Consider the following 21,874-nt stretch of genomic DNA (forward strand, 5'->3'; position numbering starts at 1 on the left):
AAAAAAATAACCCCTGCAGGAAAGACCTACAGGGGAAAATATTTTACACAACTAACTGATGTTGAATTTCCTGAACATGATGGCGAGCAAGAGCTAAGTTAGCTTTTGATTTATCCAAAACAAAATAAATAAACAGACCCGGAGTTTTATCGATAGGGTGGATAATATGATACTGTTTTCCTAATGTAATCAGGATATCTTCGATTTGATCGTTAGATTTCAATGTTTCCATCGTTCTCAGTTTAGCGCGAACCACCTCAGTATTACCTGCAGATGCTAACTCCAGATCAACGCCAGAACCAATTTGCCCTAACATCATACCGCTATTCGAATCAACAACTGACGCAGCAATTGCACCAGAAACTTCCATCAGTGAGTTCAAAGACTCAGTAATATTACTCATTTATTAATCCCTTATAAGATATAAAAATCCAACCGATTTACTTGACAAGCATAGCAAGCAACTTCAGTACATCTTCCTTATCCCTGATATCTACAGCAATAACAGGAACAGAAATATTTATAGCATCCATGAAATTTAAGAATTCAGCAACACGAGACTCATAACAATCGCTATATTTACTAATACCTATGATGCATTTCTCTGTGAGCAATGCGTCCTTAAATCTGTTAATAAAAAATTCCATTTCTGATATATAAGTATTACTAGATATATCAAAAAGAATTATTGTTCCATGACTACCTTTATGGATCAGGTCCCATAGAAACTCAAACCGACTTTGCCCTGGGACACCGTAAAGACGAACTCTTTTGCCATCTTCAAAACTAAACTCACCATAATCGATACCAATCGTGACCATATTTTTGGGTATCAGTTGACTCTTTTCCGACTCGGTATCCAGTGAAGAACGAAGTGCCTCAGTACTCACGACGGTAATTTCACTGACAGCTGCTATAGCCGTTGTTTTACCCGCACCGGTTGGTCCGACAAACAATATTTTAAATTCATCCATAAATAAAAGCACCAAATATTATAAAGGCACCTTCTCGTCTATCCGCTTTCGGTATAACACGAAGGAAATTATAGTCATAAAAAAAACCAATGACCAGTAAAAAAAACGAATATCATAATTAAATACGCTTTCAAAAGACGTAAAAATATATCAGCGCAATATCATATTAAAAATCATTAATATTGAGAAAATATATAGCATACGATGTTAACAAATTTTAAAATGATAAAAATCATCTCATATTTTATTAAAAAAAAGACGAGGATTTCAATCGCCTCTCAATTGTTTAATCCCCCCATTATAAGATCGAGGTGAAGCATTTACCTTTTGAATGCGTCCTTCAGATTTAGTATGAACGCCTGAGAGTCTTTGCTTTCGGTTATCCACACGCTGCGCTTCTGGTCTCTTTGTGTTGGATATGACGGGTATTGGCATTATAGGTGCCGTAACAGTCTGTCCAATATCAACATTAGCAATCCGTTGCACATAACTACTTTTCCCTCCAGCATCAGCAATAAAACCGCGATGAAAGTTTCCGCTATAGTAACAGGAAAATGCTTTTAGCCTGGCATCGTTATAGTCTGAGGTCTTCAACGCTCTGGTAAAACACTCCTGATAGATAGACGCAGCGGCACGAAGATTCGCACAGGGTTCAAAAACTGAATGATAGTTCAAACCATATTTAGCCAAATTATATCGATTGACTTGCGCAAGGCCCATCGAGAAGTTCCAGCCATTATCAGCCAGGAATTTAGCCGTCACGACAGCTTCATCCTTCGTTTTCGGTTGCCGTTGAAGACGCCCTCCAACAACTCCGATGGCATAAGGATTAAAGGAAGATTCTACACTGACGATACGGTGGATGACTTCAGTAGCGACATCAGGCCCACACTGATCGATAACTGGTGGAAGATCCATATCCACACCTCTATTTAATCCTTATCGGAATAATTCTCTTCGGAAGAACTTTCATCAGAAACTTCTGCAGGGTTAATATACTCAATGGTATTTTTGAACATTATACTACTGAGGACTTCAATTAATACATCAAGCTTTGTGGCTACAAAAGAATTATCGGTCCCTACACACTCATCACCCCATTGCTTTACAGTATAATTGTTAACGAGAGAGATATAAAAAATATCCGACTCCGTTGCCTTTCTATCTTCAGGGTATTTCTTTAAGCCATCTTTAATAACACCACATAGGTTGTAGCTTTTCATGAGAGTTCTTCTAAAACCTTCATGGCTATCTTCACCATCGGAGATAACAAATATATATTTTCTTGGATTTTTACCCTTAGCTAACAAAGGAACAGATCTTAATAAGCCCGAAAGACTTTCCGTATAGCCTTGTGGATACATAGAGTCAAACTCATCAAACACGCTTGAATCTTCAGTAAGGTTAAGCAGATAATAGGCTGGTTTCTCTATTTCTTTAATTTTTTTATACATCGCAGTTTTATGGGCATATGCATCGTCATAGGCATCAGCACAGGTCCAATAAAAAGGAATATCAGTTAATGGGTTTTGAAAGTTAACCAATGTCTTGATATTATCTTCATTGAATAAATAATCACCAGACAGTGTTCCTTCGATATCCATTGTGTTTTCATTCATTATCCCGTATTTAATATATTCGTAGTAACTCACATCCAGAAAATTTTTTAGATTTTTCTCAAGCTCCACCTGATTTCTGTCATTATGTATAGATGAATTATCGTCAGCATCACATATTAATTCACCTTTAGCATTGGCGTAACAATATCCTTTATCAATAAGCCAATTATCAGCCGCAGGATTCTTTGTCGAATTAACATATCCATTAGCTTTAGCAATTATATTAATATAATAACTTCTGAGATCTTTATCATTTCTGGTAATAAAATTATTTAACGTTATGGTCCTCCCAGTATTTGCACCCGTAGGTTTATTGTACCAAAATGACCAGTCAAGGCTTTCATAGCCATCTTTCATTTTACCGGCATAGGTACAACCAATTTCCTTACTCGATGCACTCGCATAGTTTGTTTTATCAAGACGAGCAGGAACACCTATAGAATAGGGGACAATACCTATTGTACTACCATTGTTAAGTTCAAAAACTTGTTCACCTAAGCGTCTAACAACGCTTTTAAGCAGTTCTTCTCTTGTATACCCTGGTTGTGCCGAGGTGTATGTCATAGAGGTCGAAAAATCAACGACAAAAACATAATCTGTAGCTCCTGCTTTAGGCACAGCCGTCGTACGCCTGGCCGTTCCCGAAATACCATTGCCACTGATGGTAACATTTTTATCAAATCCTATATTAGTATCTGTCTTATTAAATTCAAATATTGGATGGCTTATTTTGTTTGCAACAACCTGATAATCAACGGCAATTGGCTCATTGTTCTCATCAAAAACAGTAGTCGCATTGACAGTAACATTATCAGAATTGATTGTTTCTGTGGGAAAATAATATGAAATATAATTATTGGCGAGTTGATTATTCGCAGTTTTAGCTTCAGGTGTTTCGTTACGATTATCTACTACAGCAAGTGCATAGACGCTATTATTAATTGCATCATTTAGCCTTGCACGGTCAGAGTTAAAGCGAGAACCATCAATTGCAATTGAATAAAATCCAAGTAATGAAGGAAACATTATCGCGGTTGCTACCGCAATCGTACCTTTATTCATTATTAAAAATGTTTTGCATAGAGAGATAATATTTTTCATGATAATTACCAGAGATATAACCGCAGATAGCGTTACAAACGTGGTAGTCCCGCATCCCGAATATAAAGACTATCTAAGTCTTTGTTAAATAACCCTATTGCCCGATGAAAATAACTGATAGCACCAGGGATACATAAAGTAACCTCATACACCGGGTACCAGGATGGGGTCGCGATATTCAATGTTGTAGGAGGTAGGCCCCAAACCGATAACGCACTTAAATTAGCGATAGGCAATAAGTTATTGTCAATGGCGCATCCTCTTATATTATCCGTTTTAAAACTAGTAGCGGTGGCCCTTTGAATAGCGGCTGTAGAATTCGCAGCAAAAGTGATCTGTCTAATATTGAGTTGATATGGTTCAACGCTACCATCGCTTTTCATCAAAAACCGGTCGGCGACACTTTTCAACGTGGTAAGGTCATTTCTAGAAAGATTAGCAGCACCATCGAAAAAAGTACTACGCTCACGCAAAATTGAGAATAATGAATTATTCAGTCTTTCCAGATTATTTTTTTTTACAATGGAAAAACTCATGTCCATGATAAAACCACACAGCATGGTAAAAACAAAGATATACATAGCGAACTCAATAGCTGAAGCTCCCTTTTCAGAGGATATAAAATTTTTCATACTAATCACTTCTCCATATCAACGCTATCGAGATAAATTGTGTTCCTGTACAAAAACGACGCTACGAACCATTTCACCTTGTACAAATGAAGTAGGAAATGCAAAAAAAACTGGTTCGTAGGGGACTGAAATTTTATAAACCCCTAATAGCGCATCAGATGCAGAGGATGACGAGCATTGGTTATTTGCTAGTTGAGTAATGGAATCGCAATACTGGATGCTCGTTTGCACTTTGACATCCTTACCGTACAGCAAGAATGGCCAATTACTGGCCATCTCATTAATCATTTTATCAAAATAAGTGTCCGCTTTCGATGAATTGGTTAGCGTTACCGATGCAGTCCCAGCTTCTGAAAGAATAAGGTCAATTGAAGACATTACATAAACGACACGACATAATTCCATAATAAATAATATAGATATAATAAAAGGAATTACCACAAATGCAAACTCTACTGCTACAGCCCCATCATTCCTGAGGAATAAATTTCTTTGTCGTCTCATATCAATCCCCCATGCCATATTGTAATGATATACCCAACGGATATAGCAATACCAAACGGTACGGTTTTATATTTTTTCTTTAACAACAAATTAAACAACACTAGTGCCATAATTGAGACTGGTGCACCTATACAACAAACTGCAAAGAAGAGATCTGATAGCAAACTCTGCGGTACACTAATAACCAGTACCACTATTAATTTTATATCACCAGCGCCTATCATCCCCGTTATCGCCAATATAAAACCAATAATCAGAACGAAACAAGGAATTAAAATATTTATATGACCAGACATGATAGCTATACCAATAGAAGATAAAAGGATAGCCACCACACATAGGTTTTCTATTTTCCTGTACAAAATATCCGTAATACAAGAATACAGCAGCAGAATCACTATAACCAATTGTAATAGATGATAGAACAGTTCATACATTTTTAGGTTCAACCAGTTCATTCCGCATATAGAATATGCGGAAACACAGAAATTTAACTACCTCTATCTTTTGCCTTTTTTTATTTTCGCTTTTTTCATTTTTTGATATACCGGAATCACTATGGTGCGACTTCCAGGAATCGACGACGCCATTGGAACCTCATTTACAGGAGGAGCGACTTTATCGCTTGCAACTTCTATTGATAACATGTTGCGCATGTTATTAACCATTATGAAATAGCATTTTATCGTATCAAAGATCTTTTGATCACGATCGTAGAGAACCGGCTCAACCGCAATAGCACCACATGAAATATCTGAACTGGTTAGTTGAATTGCTTTATCAAAAAGATATTCAATTTCATTATTGGTACTACCAAGGTATTCATTTTTAATTTCAACGCTGACGTTATAAATTAAATCATACAGAAAATTCAACCGCTGCTCCGTTAGTTTATCTCGACTATCTATCACTGGGTTAATTGATATATAGCCACTAACATGATCGGCGGAGCAGATCTTAACTGCACAATTTAAAATGAACGATTTTTTCATCATTATTTCCCAATAATTATTAAATAACTTTTTTGCACACTTCAATAATGCTTTCAGATAAATTTTTCATACGCCAGAATATCTGACCAATAGGCTCATCTTTTTCGGTTATCGCCATTACACACAGTATGTGTTGGGCAACAGTAATCCGATTAAACAGAATCATATTATCGTCGCTTTCCATAAAGACTGTGTTTTGCTCACCAGTACCAACCTCTTTCAACATCGCAGAACTAATTCCGAGTAATGAACTGGCCAAGGCGGATACTTTTCTGACATGAACCTCATTGCCTGTGGTGAGCAACGATGCAACTTCGAATCCATCCTCCGTCGACACGATGATATTCTTCAGAACAGAATTATTTTCACAAAATTCTTTTAACTCGCGATTTAACGCCCCGACTAACTCTTCTGAAATATTGCGTATCTTTGTATCACTGGAGACAATCACGGGTTCATTATTAACCACAGTCTCTTTCAAAGATTCATCTTCGTCTGACTTTGTCGCATATATATCAAAAGGTAACTTATGTAGACCCATCACAACTCTCCAAAATAAGTTAGTTGATATTAATTATCTATTCTTAAAGATCATTTCTCATTCAGTTGTATATTTTATATAACTGAGATATTCAGATAAACAGACAAGCACTCATTCAGTTTCAGCCTAGTTAGCGCTATATTTGAACTTTTTACTATATTAATATAAATAAAATGATTATTTGTATGTGAAAAGGCTGTCAATAAGTGGATATCATTACTATACGTAATCAATATATCTTCGAAGCATTTTTTTGATGACAGTCGAGTATACTTTATGTTAGTTCTAACGATATCGATCATTGCCTGAATTAAAGGCCCATTGTTTTCATCAAGATTAATGCCACACGCAACCTTTTTTTTTATACTATCAATTAACGCTACCTTGGTTACTCCATTTATCCTTGACAACTCAAGTAATAAATCCTCAAAGTTAATTTCCATTAACAACTCCCAAATACAATCCTATATTAATAAATTTAAACACGTTAGATATAATACCCTCCTAAGAAAATGGTCATTGGTTTAATTATATATGCTGGTACGAATGTTTTGATGACCAATCAATCATATGTGAAATCTATCAATATTTTTTCTTTAATCTTACCCGTTGAAGTTGTTCTCTTAATCACATTCGATTTGATACAGCGTGCAGCAACAACTCGTAATATGGTATTTCCATCACCTTTATTGATAAACTCAATTTTTCTGATGCCTGGATGTTTTTTCATTATTGACAATTGTGAACTAAATACCGACTTTACTGGTTGAACGCTAAATAATTCTATTTCTATCTGGTTATCATACAACTTAGGTAATAGCATATAGTTAATCGGATATAATGAATACAACGCTAATCGGTCACCATTTGTGATTGGTGCGGATGTCAACATCCCTATGGTTTTGGCTTTAGCAATACTCCCCTTAAACGGCAAAACCTTGTCATTCTGACTGTCTACAAAGTCACATTTGTTCGATATAACATTGGTTGAAGACTCTGAATGTTCATTAACAGATACCGTCTGTATAGGTTCAAGCGTTGGCTTGCTAAGCTTAACTGGCAGTGCTTCATTATTTTTTGACTCAGGTTTATTATTTACACGGTCAATATTTTTAGCCAGAATAGTATTAGGCTTTATAGCGATCTGAACCTGTTCCCGCGGCGACAACTTCGCTAATGAGGTGATAAGATCCTCCGTATCAGTTGAGGTGAGTTTTTCACTTGCAATTATCTTTCTTGCGCTTTCATAATCTCCCATTTTCACAAGAGAATAGACAAGATTATACACCGTCTGTGGTCGATATTTTTTCCTGACGTATAAGGACAACAGGTGGTCACGAGCTTTGGCATAGTCTTGCTGCAAAATCTCCATCATGGCGATATTATTAACCACTATCTCTTCGTTATAGAAGAGGCCTCTGGCCTTCTCAAAAGATCGTAATGCATCGGAATAACGTCCTTGCTGTGCTAATATAATACCTTGCAGGTTCCATAACTCACCATTTGCTCCATCTTTTGATATAAGGCTGTCTAAAATGACTCTGGCAGCGTTCTCATCTCCCAGTTCAATGAGGTTCTTAGCCTGGAGCAAGGAATATTTGGTATCTCCCTTACTCTCTACTAATGGCTTAAGGTATATATTAGATGAGCTATAATCCCCAATTTTATTATAGAGCAGAGATAGATGATAACGGTCGTCCGCACTATCTTTAAGGCTTAGTTTCTTTCTATATATTTCTATCAAACCCTGATAATCATTCAACTGCGTTAGTATATATTCCTTCTGATCATCTTCTGATGCATTTGATAACCCATCTGAACATCCACTAAGTACAACAAGCATTAATATAGGTAATAATTTTTTTACCATGATGAGCTCATCTTAATCAGGCCCGGACCGGCAACCAGTGCTATTAGGGGAAAGAGAATAAACATAATCATTGGAAACGTCATTTTTGCTGACAACGCGGCAACTTTCTCCTCCATACTCAATAACTGCATTTGTCTGATGTCCTTCGACAAATCTATTAGTACGTTATAAATTGATGAACCAAACTTAGTACTTTGTAATAACGTTGAACAAAGCATTCGTACTTCTTCATTGTTTACTTCATTGGTCAGTTGCTCAAGCGCAGTGTTGATGCCGCTGACCTCAGATCTCAGCACGGTACGGACAAGTAGTGCCGATAAATCTTTATTAATACTATCGATCTTATATGCTATATATGTTAAAGCCGCTTCAACCGTCATTCCTGATTGAATACAAACAGCCAAAAGATCAATCAAATAAGGTATATCATTAGAAATTCGACTGAATCTTCTCTGCGTCACAGATTTTTGGATGCGTGAAGGGACAATGACAATAAAAGACAGAATAGCGAGAATTACAATCATAAACGTCTGCGGACCTAACTCTAGCCAACCGCTATACTTCAGAACCGTAACAGGCAGTGCCATAAATAAAAAAAGTGCGGCTTTCACCTTCACGTTTTGGTCCAACGCTGATGATACAGAGATAATTTTGCTATTCTTTTTAAATGTTTTATCTAATTGCGATTCAATTAAGCTGCTACCATAGGTAAGTACATTTTTAGAATTTTCATTTCGGGATGAGAAATTAATTAATTTTTCGACCTTCTTCATTCTTCGTTGTCGATAAATAAGCAATAATATACTTCGCATACCAATTGCAAACAAAATGCAGAAAAATGCATATATCATTTTATCCAACCTTATTCATCATCATCCAAACCAACCATATCCCTGTTAATATGCTGCCTATTGCATAATAGAGTATAGCTCGTCCAGAATCCGTCCCTATCAATATATCAAAGTTATCTGGCGAAACAAATTTAATAAAGAAGAAAAAAAACACAGGTATAATTACAAGAACTTTCACTGACATTCTGGCCTCAGCCGTCATGGCAATTTTTTTCCTGTCTAACGCTTTGCTTGCTGAGATCAGCATAGTCAATCGAGTCATTACTTCGCTAACTTGTCCTCCACCTTTCAAGTTTATTAAGACCGTAATTACAAATGAAAAATATTCACTATAGGGATAGCGATAATAGGAATCCATAAAAACGCGTTCGGGCTCATCGCCGATATCAAGCCTCATTAATATTCGCTTGAACTCCTGGCCAAAATCACTATTGATCATTTTTGCACATTCTTCAAAACCTTGTAATACCGGTCGACCAACTCTGACTGCACTATTAATAATATTCAATGCTTCTGAAAAATCACGTTCAAACTCAGATCTACTTTTCTTTATCTGTTGAATATAGAGAATATAAGGTATGATTATCATCACGATTACGGCAATAGTGAAATGATCAAACTGCAGGAACTCAGTATTGACGTATAATGCAGCAGCTACGCCAACCGCTGTGATGGCTATATTCCTAATAAGTAACTCACTATTCTTGCCAATGAGATTTCGGCGTATTTTTTCTATAACCGCTTTGACATAGTTAACTAAATTAGTGATTATTAATTTTTTTTGCGTATGTTCATGTCTGGCAATGATGTTTGTTGATAATATTTTACTTTGTATTTTCTTTGTATTTTTAACTGAAAGATAGATTTGAAAAATGCCTATCAATAAAAAAACAATTGAAACAAACACGATCATCATGACTCTTTACTCCCGAATAGTTGACGTAAAGGTTCAAGATAGCCATGTACTAACGCCTGCCGATATACTGCAGAACGCTGGAGCAGACCATTACAGGCAAACGTACCGGTAATCATCCCGTTGCTATCTCTTTCAGGGTTGGCAGTAAAATTAAAGATATCCTGCAAAATGATATTTTCGCCCTCCATCCCCATGATTTCAGAAATATTCGTTACCTTTCTTGAACCATCAGGTAAACGTGAGGCCTGCACAACAATATTTACCGCCGTTGAAATATTACGACGAATTGCAATTAGCGGCAGTGCCGCATTAGCCATCATCACCATACTCTCTAATCGGGCTAACGCATCCCTGGGGTTGTTCGCGTGCAGTGTTGACATGGAACCATCGTGCCCGGTATTCATCGCCTGCAGCATTTCAAACGCTTCAGCACCGCGACACTCACCGATGATGATGCGGTCGGGTCGCATACGCAGGGAGTTAATCACCAGGTTTCTCATATTGATCTGCCCCTGATTTTCTGACCCTGCAAGCCTTGTTTCCAGTCTCAGTACGTGCGTTTGTTGCAGTCTGAGTTCGGCGGCGTCTTCGAGGGTTAACACGCGTTCACTTTCTTCAATATACTGCGACATTGCATTCAATAATGTTGTCTTACCTGAACCAGTCCCTCCTGATACAATAATATTCACCCGGCAGCGACTGGCAATAACCAAAAAATTAGCCATTATCTCATTCATGCTGCCGAACTTTATCAACTCTCCCAGAGTTATGTTTCCTTTGCCGAATTTACGTATCGACATTGACGTTCCGTCAATGGATATTGGTGAGATGACAACGTTTAAGCGACTGCCATCAGGCATACGCGCATCAACCAGAGGTTGTGAATCATCGATGCGCCGGCCAACCTTACCCACAAGCCTTCTGGCGATATCTGTTAATTGTTCATTATTGATGAATTGTTTCTCAGATAACTCCAGACGCCCTTTCCTTTCAACGAAAATACGGTTGGGACCATTAACGAGAATATCGCTGATCGAATCATCCTCCATCAATTCTCGTAAAGGTCCATATCCCGTTATTTCATCAACAACAAGCTCACACAACTCTTGTCGCTCTGGGGCAGAGAGATAATTTTCCGTACGGTTGTCATTAACCACCGAGCGAATAACAGAATTCACTTCATTAAGAAGTTCTGATCTATTTTCTTTTATACTGTCAATCTGCTCAAGATCAATACTTTTAAGAACTTCTTGCCTGAAATAGACAAATGAACTCGATTTATTCATAGGAAATAATCCATGAGTGATAGATAAATTATTGCTAAATTAAAATAATTTATTTCTTTTTAAATATTGATGAGAGTCGCAACCCATTCTTTTTATTACTAGCTTTAGCATTATCATTTTTACCGAGCATTTTCATCACAAAGTTATGAATCGCGGTATTTTTATTTTTTTGCTTCATATCCTTTAAATAGGTATGGACAATATCTATTTTCTTACCGAGGTAGTTTTCAATATCTTCATTCGATAATTCATCAGGCCTCGCAAGATGATTCTCATTTAATATGATGATATTCTTTGATAACTCTTTCGCAGTCTCCGAAGAAGGTGAGATACGCTCAAATTCATCAATGATCAGGCGTGCATTGCGCACCGAGGCTAACTCTCTGGTAACCACGATAAACATAAAATCCGATCCCGGAACTATCAATGTTAACTTATCCCTGACCTGCGTTGTAACATTATGATCAAAAATAACGATATTATAATTTCGGTAATCAGGGGCATCGAACTGCCATAACTCTTCTTCTGTCGCTATTTTAATACCCTGATGGTCATTAAGATGGGTGATGACCCCATCACGCGCTAACGTGGCGTCAGCAATAAGATCCAGATCAGGAGTGCCCGTATGGCCCTGAATCAAAAGTATAGGGAAGTTGCTAAACTCACTAAAAGCATTAAATAGCTTCCAGGCTATTAATGATGTGCCACTTCCCCCTTTGCTGCCAATGACGCTAATTTTTTGTGTATGACTTGAAGTATCGGCAACCTCATTGACTTTTTTCAATGCATTTCCAATCATCAGCATTTGTGATTCAAAATGTAAATAAACTGCTCCTATTCTGCTCATTTCATCACAAAAACGAATCGAATCGGTATCGCCAACAAATATTTTTTTTGTTGTTATTGGTAGTAGAAACTTAATCTTTTGTTCAATTATTGAGATATCGTTAAAGTTTTCAAGGTCGATAATAACGTAATTACTTGATGGTATCATTTTTCCATCAACCATTTCGTAAAAACATGCATCAGTACGTGTGACCTCTATCCCTACATTCATTCTTATCTGTGTTGCTAAACCTGATGCTATATTTTCTCTTGCAGTAATAATAGTGATTGAACCCGATGAGGAAGTATCGTTTTTACTCTCTATATTCTTTTTATTAATTTTAGTTAAGTCTAACATAGTTATTCTCTACCTAGCGGATAAAGCCACCACGTGAAATAAACCCACGCGCATCGTTATCTTCAAGTCTATTGATATGTTCGTCTTCGACACCTACATTAAAGAATAATTTATCAACAGAGGTTTTATGGAATTTGGGTACAGGTAATTTATAACTTTCAGCGGCAGACACGGGTTTGACTAATTTAACAGTGGCAAACACCACTAATTCGCTTTTTTCCCGTTCAGATTGACTGCTACGGGCAAATGCGCCAAGGATAGGTATATCACCAACGTACGGTACCTTGGATAAGGATTCACGGTCTGACTCGCTTAGCAACCCACCAATAACAAAACTATCGCCATCGGCAAGTTCTATCGTTGACTGCGTCCTGCGCGTATTCATCGTTGGAATGGAGTACGAATTATAGGTATAACTCCCCGTCACGTTACTAAGTTCATTAGCAATAAATAAACGGATTTTATCACTACGATTAACTTTCGCACCAATATTAAGTCTGATCCCATATTCTTTATATTGTACAGAGGTAGAACTGTCTCCACCGCTATCGATTACAATTGGGATTTCGCCACCAACCAGGAAACTTGCAAATTCTCCAGAGAGCACGGTTAAATTTGGCTGTGCCAGCACTCTGGCAATACTATCATTTTTAACGGCATTGATTACTGTACTAATATTTCCCGCATCAAAGCCGCCTTTAAAGCCGATCAGGCTGAATACACCCGCAGCATTCGTACTGCTGCCGCCATTAATAATACTATCCAGCGTTAAACTACTCCACTCAATGCCCAAGGCATCGGTGAACGTCTTTGTGACCTCAACGACCGTCAACTTTACGTTAACCTGCTGTGGTGTTGAAAGCACAGTCATGCGGTCAATCACGTTGCCCCACTGTTGTTTAGTCAGATGGTCAATATTATTACCACCGCCGTCCTGTGAACTCCAATTGATCGCTCTTTCCTTTTTATCATCGCCAACCAGACTACCGACCGTGTAATATATTTCGTCTCTGATTTCTTCAGTCGCAACATCACCTTTTATTATATATGTTAGCTTATCACCACTCATATACCTTTCAATTTTTATATTTGTCCCAGGATACTGTTTATTTATCCTTGCAGTCAGCGTTCCCCCAACGGAGTCCACAGTGACCGTAATTGTTCTTAAAATTTTTCCTTTAGCCCCATAAATAGTGAGATCGGTAGTACCTGGTTTTTTGGCATACAGCACAACTTTCTTATTATCGATAACTTTATAGTCAGCAACATCCGGGTTGGATATGAAAACAGTATCTATTTTTTGCCCTGATGATATATTTTTTGCCTGGCCTTCTTTTAATACCATATCTTCGGCAAATGATGACTGAATCGCGAAGGGTAATAACAGCAAAAGTATAAATACTTTAAGTATTTTGAACATACTACATCCTCTCGTTATTGTATGGGTTTCAAGTCCATTTCGATATGGTATCAATCCGTTCCACAATAAGGGACCGGTAGCTATCTATAGATTAAATAGTCTTATTTTTTTGGATTTTCGATCGTAGTGCTCGTACTGGAACTCCCTCGATATTCCTTTATCGAATCCATTAAATCCATATTTTCTGGTATAACCTGTTCCACGACTATAGGCGCTGGGGATGATGTATTGGTAAACAGGATATTCCGATTATCTATCGGCCACTGCCCTTCATTACCAACCAGCACTGAATGTTCAAGACTCATATCGCCGTCGTTACGGTTCGTCGGGAATAGATAAATAGATTTATTATCCAACCCTTTTAGCGTCAACACTTCAGCGGGTGAGAGCTCAACCAATATATAGCCCTCATTATCCAGCGGATTGCTTTGTTCCACTATTTTCTGCATCTTGGAGGTCTGCGACCTGATCGATAGGATCTTCTTGTTCTTCATTATTAATTTAAAATGTCTATTATTTATGTTATCGGTCAAATCGGCTGTTGGTATCGATTCCTTCAGGCCATCATCTTCTCTCCTCTCCCTCAGCATATAAGCCAGATAGATATCAATGCCTTCTCCAGCACGAAGATTGGTGAAAAGATAACTGTCTGACTTCTGTATGGAAAAGCCATAAACGATGCTTCCTGATTTTGTCGACATCTGAATATATTCATCGCTCCCTGGTTCGACCAATACCGTAGTCGGTATTTTTCCGCCCATCGCGACATCGCTCTTGACCATCCAGTTATCAATATCGCCGACTGAGAACTGTTTCGCTTCCCCGCTATCCTTCTCGACCAGAGCGGTCTCTAACCTGAAATCCTCAGAAGTTAAACGGACCCCTTTTTTAAGCTCTTTCCTGGCGATGGCGACCGTTATACTTTCCTTTGGCGTTTCAGGCGCCTTAGTCTGCAACACCTGCTCAACCTGAGGCATACTCTTATTGTTGTTTGCCGTATAATAAATCACCATTCCAATAATGCCGATGATGACCATGGCAATATTAATTATTAGTTTATATTTTTTGCTCATCGATATCCTCAGAATTAACACTCGTAATAATTCATTTTACACGCAACTGACTCAAAGTCATTCATAATGACTGGGTATGAATTTCAGAACGTAAGAAGAAGCAGGTATATTGATAGTTTGGATTTTTGATATTCACACGATAAATAATAAAACTAAATATGCATAGCTACCGCATGAACTGAATAGCAATTCAGCCCTATTTTTTTAATTTTCACATACCCACCACACATTAATATTGTGAATGATAACTTTACTGTAAAAATACAGACGGCATATAATGCCGCCTGTAGTTTTACTTGCAATACTTATATTAACTTCCAGAACCACCGCTGATGAGATTGCTGTTCACTACTGCTGAAGCTTTGTTGAACAGGTTAGTGATCATCTTGTCAACCTGGCCATCGTTACCAAATACAACGGCAACCACTGCAGCTACACCTGCCAGCACGATGGCATATTCAACCGCGGTAACACCATTTTGGTCTTTGCAAAAATCACGCATTTTCTGCAGGCCAACGCTTCCCAGAACGTATGTTTTGAGTATTAAATCATTCATTTCATGTATTCCTTTATTAAACATCCCAATAATATTTATTAATTCTATTGTTCAATCCGAATATATAAGACATAGCTTGAACGATAAATATTATATTCCGCTGAGACGAGAAAAACCTGGCACAGGTATTTTTTTCGGATATTATTTATATAGGAATAATGAATTAATTATTGTGCCGCTACCATCAGCCCCGGAAATATATTAGTTACCTAACCTATTGATAAGCAATGCATGTTTTTATCTATTTGAAATAAAGATAAGATGAAATTATAGATTATGATATTATATTTTGACGTTCATGCTATTAATCTTATATTTACAACAAGAGAATTTCTCACTAGCCGATTTATTATCTTCAGCATTAACCCTATCATCGAGCAAAAAAAGCCCCGCAAACATTCATTACTTGCGGGGCTTTTCCGTATTTCATCTATAACCCGTACGGTTATCTCAAAGACATTACCGTGTACCTTTCTGGAACAGTGAGTCCCACATTGACTTAACCAGCGCCTGGTCTCGAGGCGTGAGTTCACCCGCCCCAATAGCCTTTTCCAGACTCCCTGCTACGGTGCGATAGACGGCCTCTGCGGAGCGATCGTCGCCCTCTTCTAACTCAGCTACCGCGAGCGTTAAATGGCCGCGCAGATAACCGCTGGCAAACAGCTCATCATCACTGGCGTGCTCCACCATGTCATCAATTAACGCCAGAATGCGTGCTTCAAACTCCGCGATCATCTTCTTTCCTCTTTCGGTAACATGGCTTTAGAGATCTTCCGGCCATGGGAATTGTTCCGCCGTTAGGGTCGGCGTATGGTAATAATCCTGTAGTGCTTTGATAAACGTCGCCGGGCGCGACGGGATGCCTTGCGTCAGATAGGTCATCACCTGCGCGTGTACACGCCGCTGGAAGACGATACGGTCCGGTTCAAAGTCACCTTCCAGGTTGTCGCAGCTAACGTTGAACGGGAAGCCCGCCGCCACGCAGAACAGCCAGTCAAACGCCTGCGGCTTCACCTCAACGTCTTCAAACTGCCCCTGGGTTTTGGCATCGCGCCCGTCCGGGCAGTACCAGTAACCAAAATCAACCAGTTCACGTCTTGCTTTACCGGCAATACACCAGTGTGAGATTTCATGCAGCGCGCTGGCGAAAAAGCCGTGCGCGAAGACGATACGGTTATAGGGCACCTCGGCGTCCGCCGGAAGATAAATAGGTTCGTCGTCGCCTTTAATCAGACGAGTATTAAACTCATCGGCAAAGCAGCCATCGAAAATCGTCACCAGCTGCTGGTAATCGTGTGTGTTCGTCATTAATTCATCCCTAACCAATGCATAATCTGCTGTCCATGGCTGTCATACAGCAGCTTCGCGCTCATCACTGCGGAAACCACCACGATCATCGGGCGAATCAGCGTCTGCCCTTTACTTAGCACCAGACGGGAACCCATACGAGCGCCGAAAAACTGCCCAAGCATCATCACAAAGCCGGTTGCCCAGATCACCTTGCCACCAATAATGAATAGCAGCAGCCCTCCCACGTTAGAGGTAGCGTTAAGAACCTTGGCGTGTGCGGTAGATTTAGCGAGGTTGAAACCCATCAGCGTGACGAATGCTAACGCGTAGAAAGACCCTGCGCCGGGGCCAAAAAAGCCGTCGTAGAAACCGACGCAGCCGCCGGCCACTAGCGCGAACGGCAGACCATAGAGGCGCTGTTGGCGGTCAGCTTCGCCAAGCTTCGGCATCAGCAGGAAATAAAGACCGATACCTATCACCAGCAGCGGCAGAATTTGGCGCAAGATTTCCGACTGCACGTATTGCACCAGCAGCGCACCGGTCATCGAGCCGATAAAGGTCATCAGGATATTGAGCTTTTGGTCCGCAAGATTGACCACTTTGCGGCGAACAAAATAGAGTGAGGCAGATAGCGAACCGCCACAGGCCTGCAGCTTGTTGGTTGCCAATGCCTGTGCTGGCGGCATGCCGGCGGCCATCAGTGCCGGTACGGTCAGTAAACCACCGCCGCCCGCCAGTGAATCAATAAAACCCGCCAGAATCGCAGTAAAGAAAAGGACCACCAGCATCAGTGGTTCAACCATAAATAGTGCGGAGAAGCTGTCCATTAGAGTACGTGTTCGTCCAGTAGCGCCTGGCAGGAAGGCGGCAACGGAGGAGGCGTCTTCTTCACAGGCTTAGTGGCGCCAGGTTTTGGCGGTTCAAACCAGCTTTGCAGTTCAGCGCCGCAGCCGTCTCCAGCCGGGGGCAGTGCCTGCTCTTCACACTCAAGGCTGTTCGCCGGGCACTTCAGGCGGACGTGCATATGCGCACGATGCTGGAACCACGGGCGAACTTTACGCAGCCAGTCGCGGTCGTTACCCGCGTCGAGGCAAAGCTGTTGTTTAATAGCTGGGTTAACAAAAATGCGTGTCACTTCACGGTCTTCGGCAGCGAGCTTAATGAGTTGGCCGATTTCCGGTTTCCACAGCGTCGGGACAACGTGTTTACCATCCGCACTGACTAAATCCAGCGCCTGGGGTTTCAGCAGTTGGGCTGAACTCCAGCGCGCCTTCGGTAGCTGCAGGAAAATATCGACATCCAGCCCGCTCTGGTGGCTGGCGTGTCCGCCGTTAAAGCGCCCACCGGCAGGCATCCCCATATCACCAATCAGCATCGTGCCCATCCCATGCTGCTGTACCTGGTTGCCCAGACGCTGGATAAACTGCACCAGATCCGGGTGACCAAAGTAGCGGCGCTGGTCGGTACGCATCACCTGATAGGTGTCTGATTGCAGCGGTAGCGCCTGTGCACCCACGATACAACCGTTGGCAAACGCGCCAATAGACTGAGCGCTGCCGCTGATAGGCTGGGTGATTTTCTGCCACGGCGTTGCCGCCAGCGCCGTGCCGCTGGCCACCAGAGCCAGCAGCGCAATAACGGTTTTTTTCATGTTTACCAGCGTGGAATCGACGTTGTCACATCGGCGTTCTGCGCGCGTTGGCGCATAAAGTGATCCATCAACACAATTGCCAGCATCGCTTCAGCAATGGGCACCGCACGGATGCCCACGCAAGGGTCGTGACGACCTTTGGTGATCATCTCCACTTCTTCGCCAAAGCGGTTCAGCGTTTTGCCCGGTACAGTAATGCTGGAAGTCGGCTTCAGCGCAATATTCGCCACGATCTGCTGACCGCTGCTGATACCGCCCAGAATGCCGCCCGCGTGGTTGCTCTGGAAACCGGCTTTGGTGATTTCGTCGCGGTTTTCGCTGCCGCGCAGTTTCACCACCTCAAAGCCATCGCCAATCTCCACGCCTTTCACCGCGTTGATGCTCATCATCGCGTGGGCGATGTCCGCATCCAGACGGTCAAACACCGGTTCGCCAAGGCCTGCAGGCACGCCATCCGCCACTACGGTCACCTTAGCACCAATAGAGTCGCCCTCTTTTTTGAGGCCGCGCATCAGTTCGTCCAGCGCTTCGATCTTGTCTGGATCCGGGCAGAAGAACGGGTTCTGTTCTACCTGATCCCAATCTTTGATCGCCAGCGGAATGTCGCCCATCTGGGTTAAACAGCCGCGAATAACGATACCGAATTTCGCCGCGAGGAATTTCTTGGCAATCGCCCCTGCCGCCACGCGCATCGCCGTTTCACGGGCAGAAGATCGGCCGCCGCCGCGATAGTCGCGCAGGCCATATTTCTGTTCGTAGGTGTAGTCTGCATGCCCCGGACGGAAGACGTCTTTAATGGCGCCGTAGTCCTGAGAGCGCTGATCGGTATTTTCAATCAGCAGACCGATGCTAGTACCGGTGGTCACCCCTTCAAACACGCCGGAGAGGATTTTCACCTGATCCGGTTCGCGACGCTGGGTGGTGTAACGCGACGTGCCCGGGCGGCGACGGTCAAGGTCGTGCTGCAGGTCAGCTTCGGTTAACGGGATGCCCGGTGGCACACCGTCAACGATGCAGCCCAGCGCGATGCCGTGCGACTCGCCAAAGGTCGTTACGCGAAAGAGTTGTCCAATTGTATTTCCTGCCATCACGACTCCGTTATCGTTGTTCTGTTGTTGCGTGCTGGATTAATCAGTCTTTGTACTGGGCGAAATGATCCTGCGCGGCAATCAGCTGCGCTTTGGTCAGCATAAAGACGCCGTCACCGCCGTTATCAAACTCGAGCCAGGTGAACGGAACATCCGGGTATTGGTCCATCAGATGTACCATGCTGTTACCCACTTCACAAATCAGAATACCGTCGTCGGTGAGGTAATCCGGCGCGCAGCCGAGAATACGACGGGTCAGGTGCAGGCCATCTGCGCCGGAAGCCAGACCCAGCTCCGGTTCGTGGCGATATTCTGACGGCAGGTCAGACATATCTTCTTCATCCACGTACGGTGGGTTGGTGACGATCAAATCGTATTGCAGCTGCGGCGCATCACGGAACAGATCGGAACGGATCGGCGTGACGTTATGGATCATGCCGTGTTCTTCAATGTTGAATTCGGTGACGGCCAGGGCTTCAGGGGAGACGTCAATGGCGTCCACTTCCGCTTCCGGGAAAGCGTAGGCGCAGGCAATCGCGATGCAGCCGCTGCCGGTACACATATCAAGAATATGATCAGGACGATGGTTAATCAGGCCCGCAAAGCGGTTGTTAATCAGCTCACCAATGGGAGAGCGCGGCACCAGCACGCGATCGTCAACGTAAAATTCGTGGCCGCAGAACCAGGCTTTGTTGGTCAGGTATGCCACCGGAATACGCTCGTTCACGCGACGGATCACGCGTTCAACGATCAGCTGTTTTTCCGTAGTGGTCAGGCGCGCGCTGCGCATATCTTCTGGAATATCCAGCGGCAGGTAGAGCGTCGGCAGCACCAGTTGCACCGCTTCATCCCACGGGTTATCGGTGCCGTGACCGTACCAGATCTCGGCCGCGCTGAAGCGGCTTACCGCCCAGCGGAGCATGTCCTGAATGGTATGCAGCTCATTGACTGCTTCATCAACAAAAATCTTATCCACATTGTCCTCCAGGGGCATGCGTCGGGGTAAATTCGGCGGCTAGTTTGCCATGAAGGCGGCGATAAATCAGCATTCTTGCGTAGGGTGCGGGGAAAAAAGCGTTTTCGCTGCAGGGAGCAGCGTGAAAAGGTAAACTAAGGGAAAAGGCGAATTGAGAAGAATCAATAATGAAGAACAAAAATTCACTGAGCGAGGAGGATCAGGCACTCTTCCAGCAGCTAATGACGGGCACCCGCAAAATTAAGCAGGACACCATCGTGCATCGCCCGATACGTAAAAAGATAAGCGAAGTGCCGCCAAAGCGCCTGTTACAAGAGCAAGCAGACAACAGCCACTACTTTTCCGACGAATTCCAGCCGCTGCTCAATACCAACGGCCCGGTCAAATACGTGCGCGAAGATGTCAGCCACTTTGAGTTGAAAAAGCTGCGCCGAGGTGACTATTCACCGGAGCTGTTTCTCGACCTGCACGGGTTAACGCAGATGCAGGCCAAGCAGGAGCTGGGCGCGCTGATTGCCGCCTGTCGCCGGGAACATGTGTTCTGCGCCTGCGTGATGCACGGCCACGGCAAGCATATTCTGAAGCAGCAAACGCCGCTGTGGTTGGCTCAGCATCCGCACGTGATGGCGTTTCATCAGGCGTCGAAAGAGTACGGTGGAGATGCCGCGCTGCTGGTGCTGATTGAAGTGGAAGAGTGGCTGCCGCCAGAACTCCCCTGACAGATTCCCGGAGTCGGCGTAAACGCCTCGTCCGGGCTACAGGGAAAATTGACATTACCCAGCCATCAAGCTGGGTAAAAAACGATTAAATCGCTTTCGCCATTTTCAGATTGCACGGGCTCATTTGCCAGTTCAGGACACCTTGTCCGTTAGCGTCAAGGGTGACGCTGGCAATGGCGGAGGTGGTAAACATCGGCGGAACTTCGCCTGGGCACAGTTCAGCAACCAGATAACCCACCAGCGGCAGGTGAGAAATCACCAGCACCGATGAGGTCCCTTCATTGGCTAACGCCTGAAGATAGGCGCTGACCAGGCCGATATCGCCGCATGGCGTGAGCTCAGGCAGAACATCCACCTCTTTTGGCAGGTTAACGCACTCCCCTACCACTTCGAGCGTCTGCTCCGCACGCAGGAACGGGCTTACCAGAACACGATCGATATTCACATTTTGGTCTTTCAACCAGGTTGCCATCTGACGAGATTCATCACAACCACAACCGGTGAGAGGACGAACCGAGTCACTGGCTGCATCGAGGGCAGCGTCGCCGTGACGCATAATAAAAACTTGCATATTGCACCGCTTTTGTTGACCAGAAGCACCAACGTCACCATAACGGTGACGCGGTAGCCGG

25 protein-coding genes are annotated in these 21,874 nt (G+C 42.4%); 1 reads left to right on the forward strand and 24 read right to left on the reverse strand.

Features of this window, described 5'->3' with window-relative positions:
• Nucleotides 1-43 precede the first annotated feature (43 nt).
• From AB2B48_RS11005 to prmB, 23 genes are all read right to left on the reverse strand, one after another.
• Nucleotides 44-403: a hypothetical protein gene (locus tag AB2B48_RS11005; protein ID WP_368301750.1), complete on the reverse strand. Its 360-nt coding sequence runs from the start codon at nt 401-403 to the stop codon at nt 44-46.
• Nucleotides 404-440: 37 nt separating this feature from the next.
• Nucleotides 441-974: a GTP-binding protein gene (locus tag AB2B48_RS11010; RefSeq protein ID WP_368301751.1), complete on the reverse strand. Its 534-nt coding sequence runs from the start codon at nt 972-974 to the stop codon at nt 441-443.
• A 267-nt stretch (nt 975-1,241) separates the two neighbouring features.
• On the reverse strand, nt 1,242-1,892 hold the full coding sequence (locus tag AB2B48_RS11015) for a lytic transglycosylase domain-containing protein (protein ID WP_368301752.1): 651 nt from the start codon (nt 1,890-1,892) through the stop codon (nt 1,242-1,244).
• A 14-nt stretch (nt 1,893-1,906) separates the two neighbouring features.
• Nucleotides 1,907-3,694 carry a TadE/TadG family type IV pilus assembly protein gene (locus tag AB2B48_RS11020; RefSeq protein WP_368301753.1) on the reverse strand — a complete coding sequence of 596 codons (1,788 nt, stop codon included), beginning with the start codon at nt 3,692-3,694 and terminating at the stop codon, nt 1,907-1,909.
• Between the two features lie 32 nt (nt 3,695-3,726).
• Complete coding sequence (tadF, locus tag AB2B48_RS11025; RefSeq protein ID WP_368301754.1) at nt 3,727-4,326, reverse strand: tight adherence pilus pseudopilin TadF; 600 nt, start codon at nt 4,324-4,326, stop codon at nt 3,727-3,729.
• A 24-nt stretch (nt 4,327-4,350) separates the two neighbouring features.
• Nucleotides 4,351-4,830, reverse strand: coding sequence for a TadE/TadG family type IV pilus assembly protein (locus tag AB2B48_RS11030; protein WP_368301755.1), 480 nt, complete (start codon nt 4,828-4,830; stop codon nt 4,351-4,353).
• Nucleotides 4,827-5,267 carry a prepilin peptidase gene (locus AB2B48_RS11035; protein WP_368301756.1) on the reverse strand — a complete coding sequence of 147 codons (441 nt, stop codon included), beginning with the start codon at nt 5,265-5,267 and terminating at the stop codon, nt 4,827-4,829. Before AB2B48_RS11035 ends, AB2B48_RS11030 begins: the two co-directional genes overlap by 4 nt.
• 63 nt (nt 5,268-5,330) lie before the next feature.
• Nucleotides 5,331-5,825 (reverse strand): hypothetical protein, encoded by a 495-nt coding sequence (locus tag AB2B48_RS11040; RefSeq protein WP_368301757.1) that lies wholly within the window; start codon nt 5,823-5,825, stop codon nt 5,331-5,333.
• A 16-nt stretch (nt 5,826-5,841) separates the two neighbouring features.
• Entirely contained in the window at nt 5,842-6,363 is a 522-nt protein-coding gene (locus tag AB2B48_RS11045) for a roadblock/LC7 domain-containing protein (RefSeq protein WP_368301758.1), read from the reverse strand.
• A 562-nt stretch (nt 6,364-6,925) separates the two neighbouring features.
• Nucleotides 6,926-8,233: a tetratricopeptide repeat protein gene (locus tag AB2B48_RS11050; RefSeq protein ID WP_368301759.1), complete on the reverse strand. Its 1,308-nt coding sequence runs from the start codon at nt 8,231-8,233 to the stop codon at nt 6,926-6,928.
• Nucleotides 8,227-9,006 (reverse strand): type II secretion system F family protein, encoded by a 780-nt coding sequence (locus AB2B48_RS11055; protein WP_368301760.1) that lies wholly within the window; start codon nt 9,004-9,006, stop codon nt 8,227-8,229. The genes AB2B48_RS11050 and AB2B48_RS11055 overlap by 7 nt, the downstream gene beginning before the upstream one ends.
• A 79-nt stretch (nt 9,007-9,085) precedes the next feature.
• On the reverse strand, nt 9,086-10,000 hold the full coding sequence (locus AB2B48_RS11060; protein ID WP_368301761.1) for a type II secretion system F family protein: 915 nt from the start codon (nt 9,998-10,000) through the stop codon (nt 9,086-9,088).
• A complete protein-coding gene (locus AB2B48_RS11065) occupies nt 9,997-11,286 on the reverse strand; it encodes a CpaF family protein (protein WP_368301762.1) in 1,290 nt (429 codons plus the stop codon). The genes AB2B48_RS11060 and AB2B48_RS11065 overlap by 4 nt, the downstream gene beginning before the upstream one ends.
• Nucleotides 11,287-11,335: 49 nt before the next feature.
• The gene (locus AB2B48_RS11070) at nt 11,336-12,469 is read right to left on the reverse strand and encodes a hypothetical protein (RefSeq protein ID WP_368301763.1); all 1,134 of its coding nucleotides are present in this window, start codon (nt 12,467-12,469) and stop codon (nt 11,336-11,338) included.
• A gap of 13 nt (nt 12,470-12,482) precedes the next feature.
• A complete protein-coding gene (locus AB2B48_RS11075; protein WP_368301764.1) occupies nt 12,483-13,889 on the reverse strand; it encodes a type II and III secretion system protein family protein in 1,407 nt (468 codons plus the stop codon).
• A 101-nt stretch (nt 13,890-13,990) separates the two neighbouring features.
• Entirely contained in the window at nt 13,991-14,962 is a 972-nt protein-coding gene (locus AB2B48_RS11080) for a hypothetical protein (RefSeq protein ID WP_368301765.1), read from the reverse strand.
• A 310-nt stretch (nt 14,963-15,272) separates the two neighbouring features.
• A complete protein-coding gene (locus tag AB2B48_RS11085; protein ID WP_368301766.1) occupies nt 15,273-15,518 on the reverse strand; it encodes a Flp family type IVb pilin in 246 nt (81 codons plus the stop codon).
• 459 nt (nt 15,519-15,977) lie between these two features.
• On the reverse strand, nt 15,978-16,253 hold the full coding sequence (locus AB2B48_RS11090; protein ID WP_185669537.1) for a YfcL family protein: 276 nt from the start codon (nt 16,251-16,253) through the stop codon (nt 15,978-15,980).
• Between the two features lie 27 nt (nt 16,254-16,280).
• On the reverse strand, nt 16,281-16,826 hold the full coding sequence (locus tag AB2B48_RS11095) for an elongation factor P hydroxylase (RefSeq protein ID WP_368301767.1): 546 nt from the start codon (nt 16,824-16,826) through the stop codon (nt 16,281-16,283).
• Nucleotides 16,826-17,635, reverse strand: coding sequence for a sulfite exporter TauE/SafE family protein (locus AB2B48_RS11100; RefSeq protein WP_368301768.1), 810 nt, complete (start codon nt 17,633-17,635; stop codon nt 16,826-16,828). Before AB2B48_RS11100 ends, AB2B48_RS11095 begins: the two co-directional genes overlap by 1 nt.
• Nucleotides 17,635-18,459, reverse strand: coding sequence for a penicillin-insensitive murein endopeptidase (gene mepA, locus AB2B48_RS11105; protein WP_220438225.1), 825 nt, complete (start codon nt 18,457-18,459; stop codon nt 17,635-17,637). Before mepA ends, AB2B48_RS11100 begins: the two co-directional genes overlap by 1 nt.
• Nucleotides 18,460-18,461: 2 nt before the next feature.
• Complete coding sequence (gene aroC / locus AB2B48_RS11110; protein WP_185669533.1) at nt 18,462-19,547, reverse strand: chorismate synthase; 1,086 nt, start codon at nt 19,545-19,547, stop codon at nt 18,462-18,464.
• 43 nt (nt 19,548-19,590) lie between these two features.
• Nucleotides 19,591-20,523, reverse strand: coding sequence for a 50S ribosomal protein L3 N(5)-glutamine methyltransferase (prmB, locus tag AB2B48_RS11115; protein ID WP_185669532.1), 933 nt, complete (start codon nt 20,521-20,523; stop codon nt 19,591-19,593).
• A 167-nt stretch (nt 20,524-20,690) separates the two neighbouring features.
• On the opposite strand from prmB, the gene smrB reads away from it, so the two are divergent.
• A complete protein-coding gene (smrB, locus tag AB2B48_RS11120; protein ID WP_185669531.1) occupies nt 20,691-21,242 on the forward strand; it encodes an endonuclease SmrB in 552 nt (183 codons plus the stop codon).
• A gap of 85 nt (nt 21,243-21,327) precedes the next feature.
• Here smrB and sixA read toward each other — a convergent pair whose 3' ends face one another.
• Nucleotides 21,328-21,813 (reverse strand): phosphohistidine phosphatase SixA, encoded by a 486-nt coding sequence (sixA, locus tag AB2B48_RS11125; RefSeq protein WP_220438227.1) that lies wholly within the window; start codon nt 21,811-21,813, stop codon nt 21,328-21,330.
• Between the last annotated feature and the right edge of the window lie 61 nt (nt 21,814-21,874).

Source organism: Kluyvera sichuanensis, from assembly GCF_040930405.1.
Taxonomy (GTDB): Bacteria; Pseudomonadota; Gammaproteobacteria; order Enterobacterales; family Enterobacteriaceae; genus Kluyvera; species Kluyvera sichuanensis.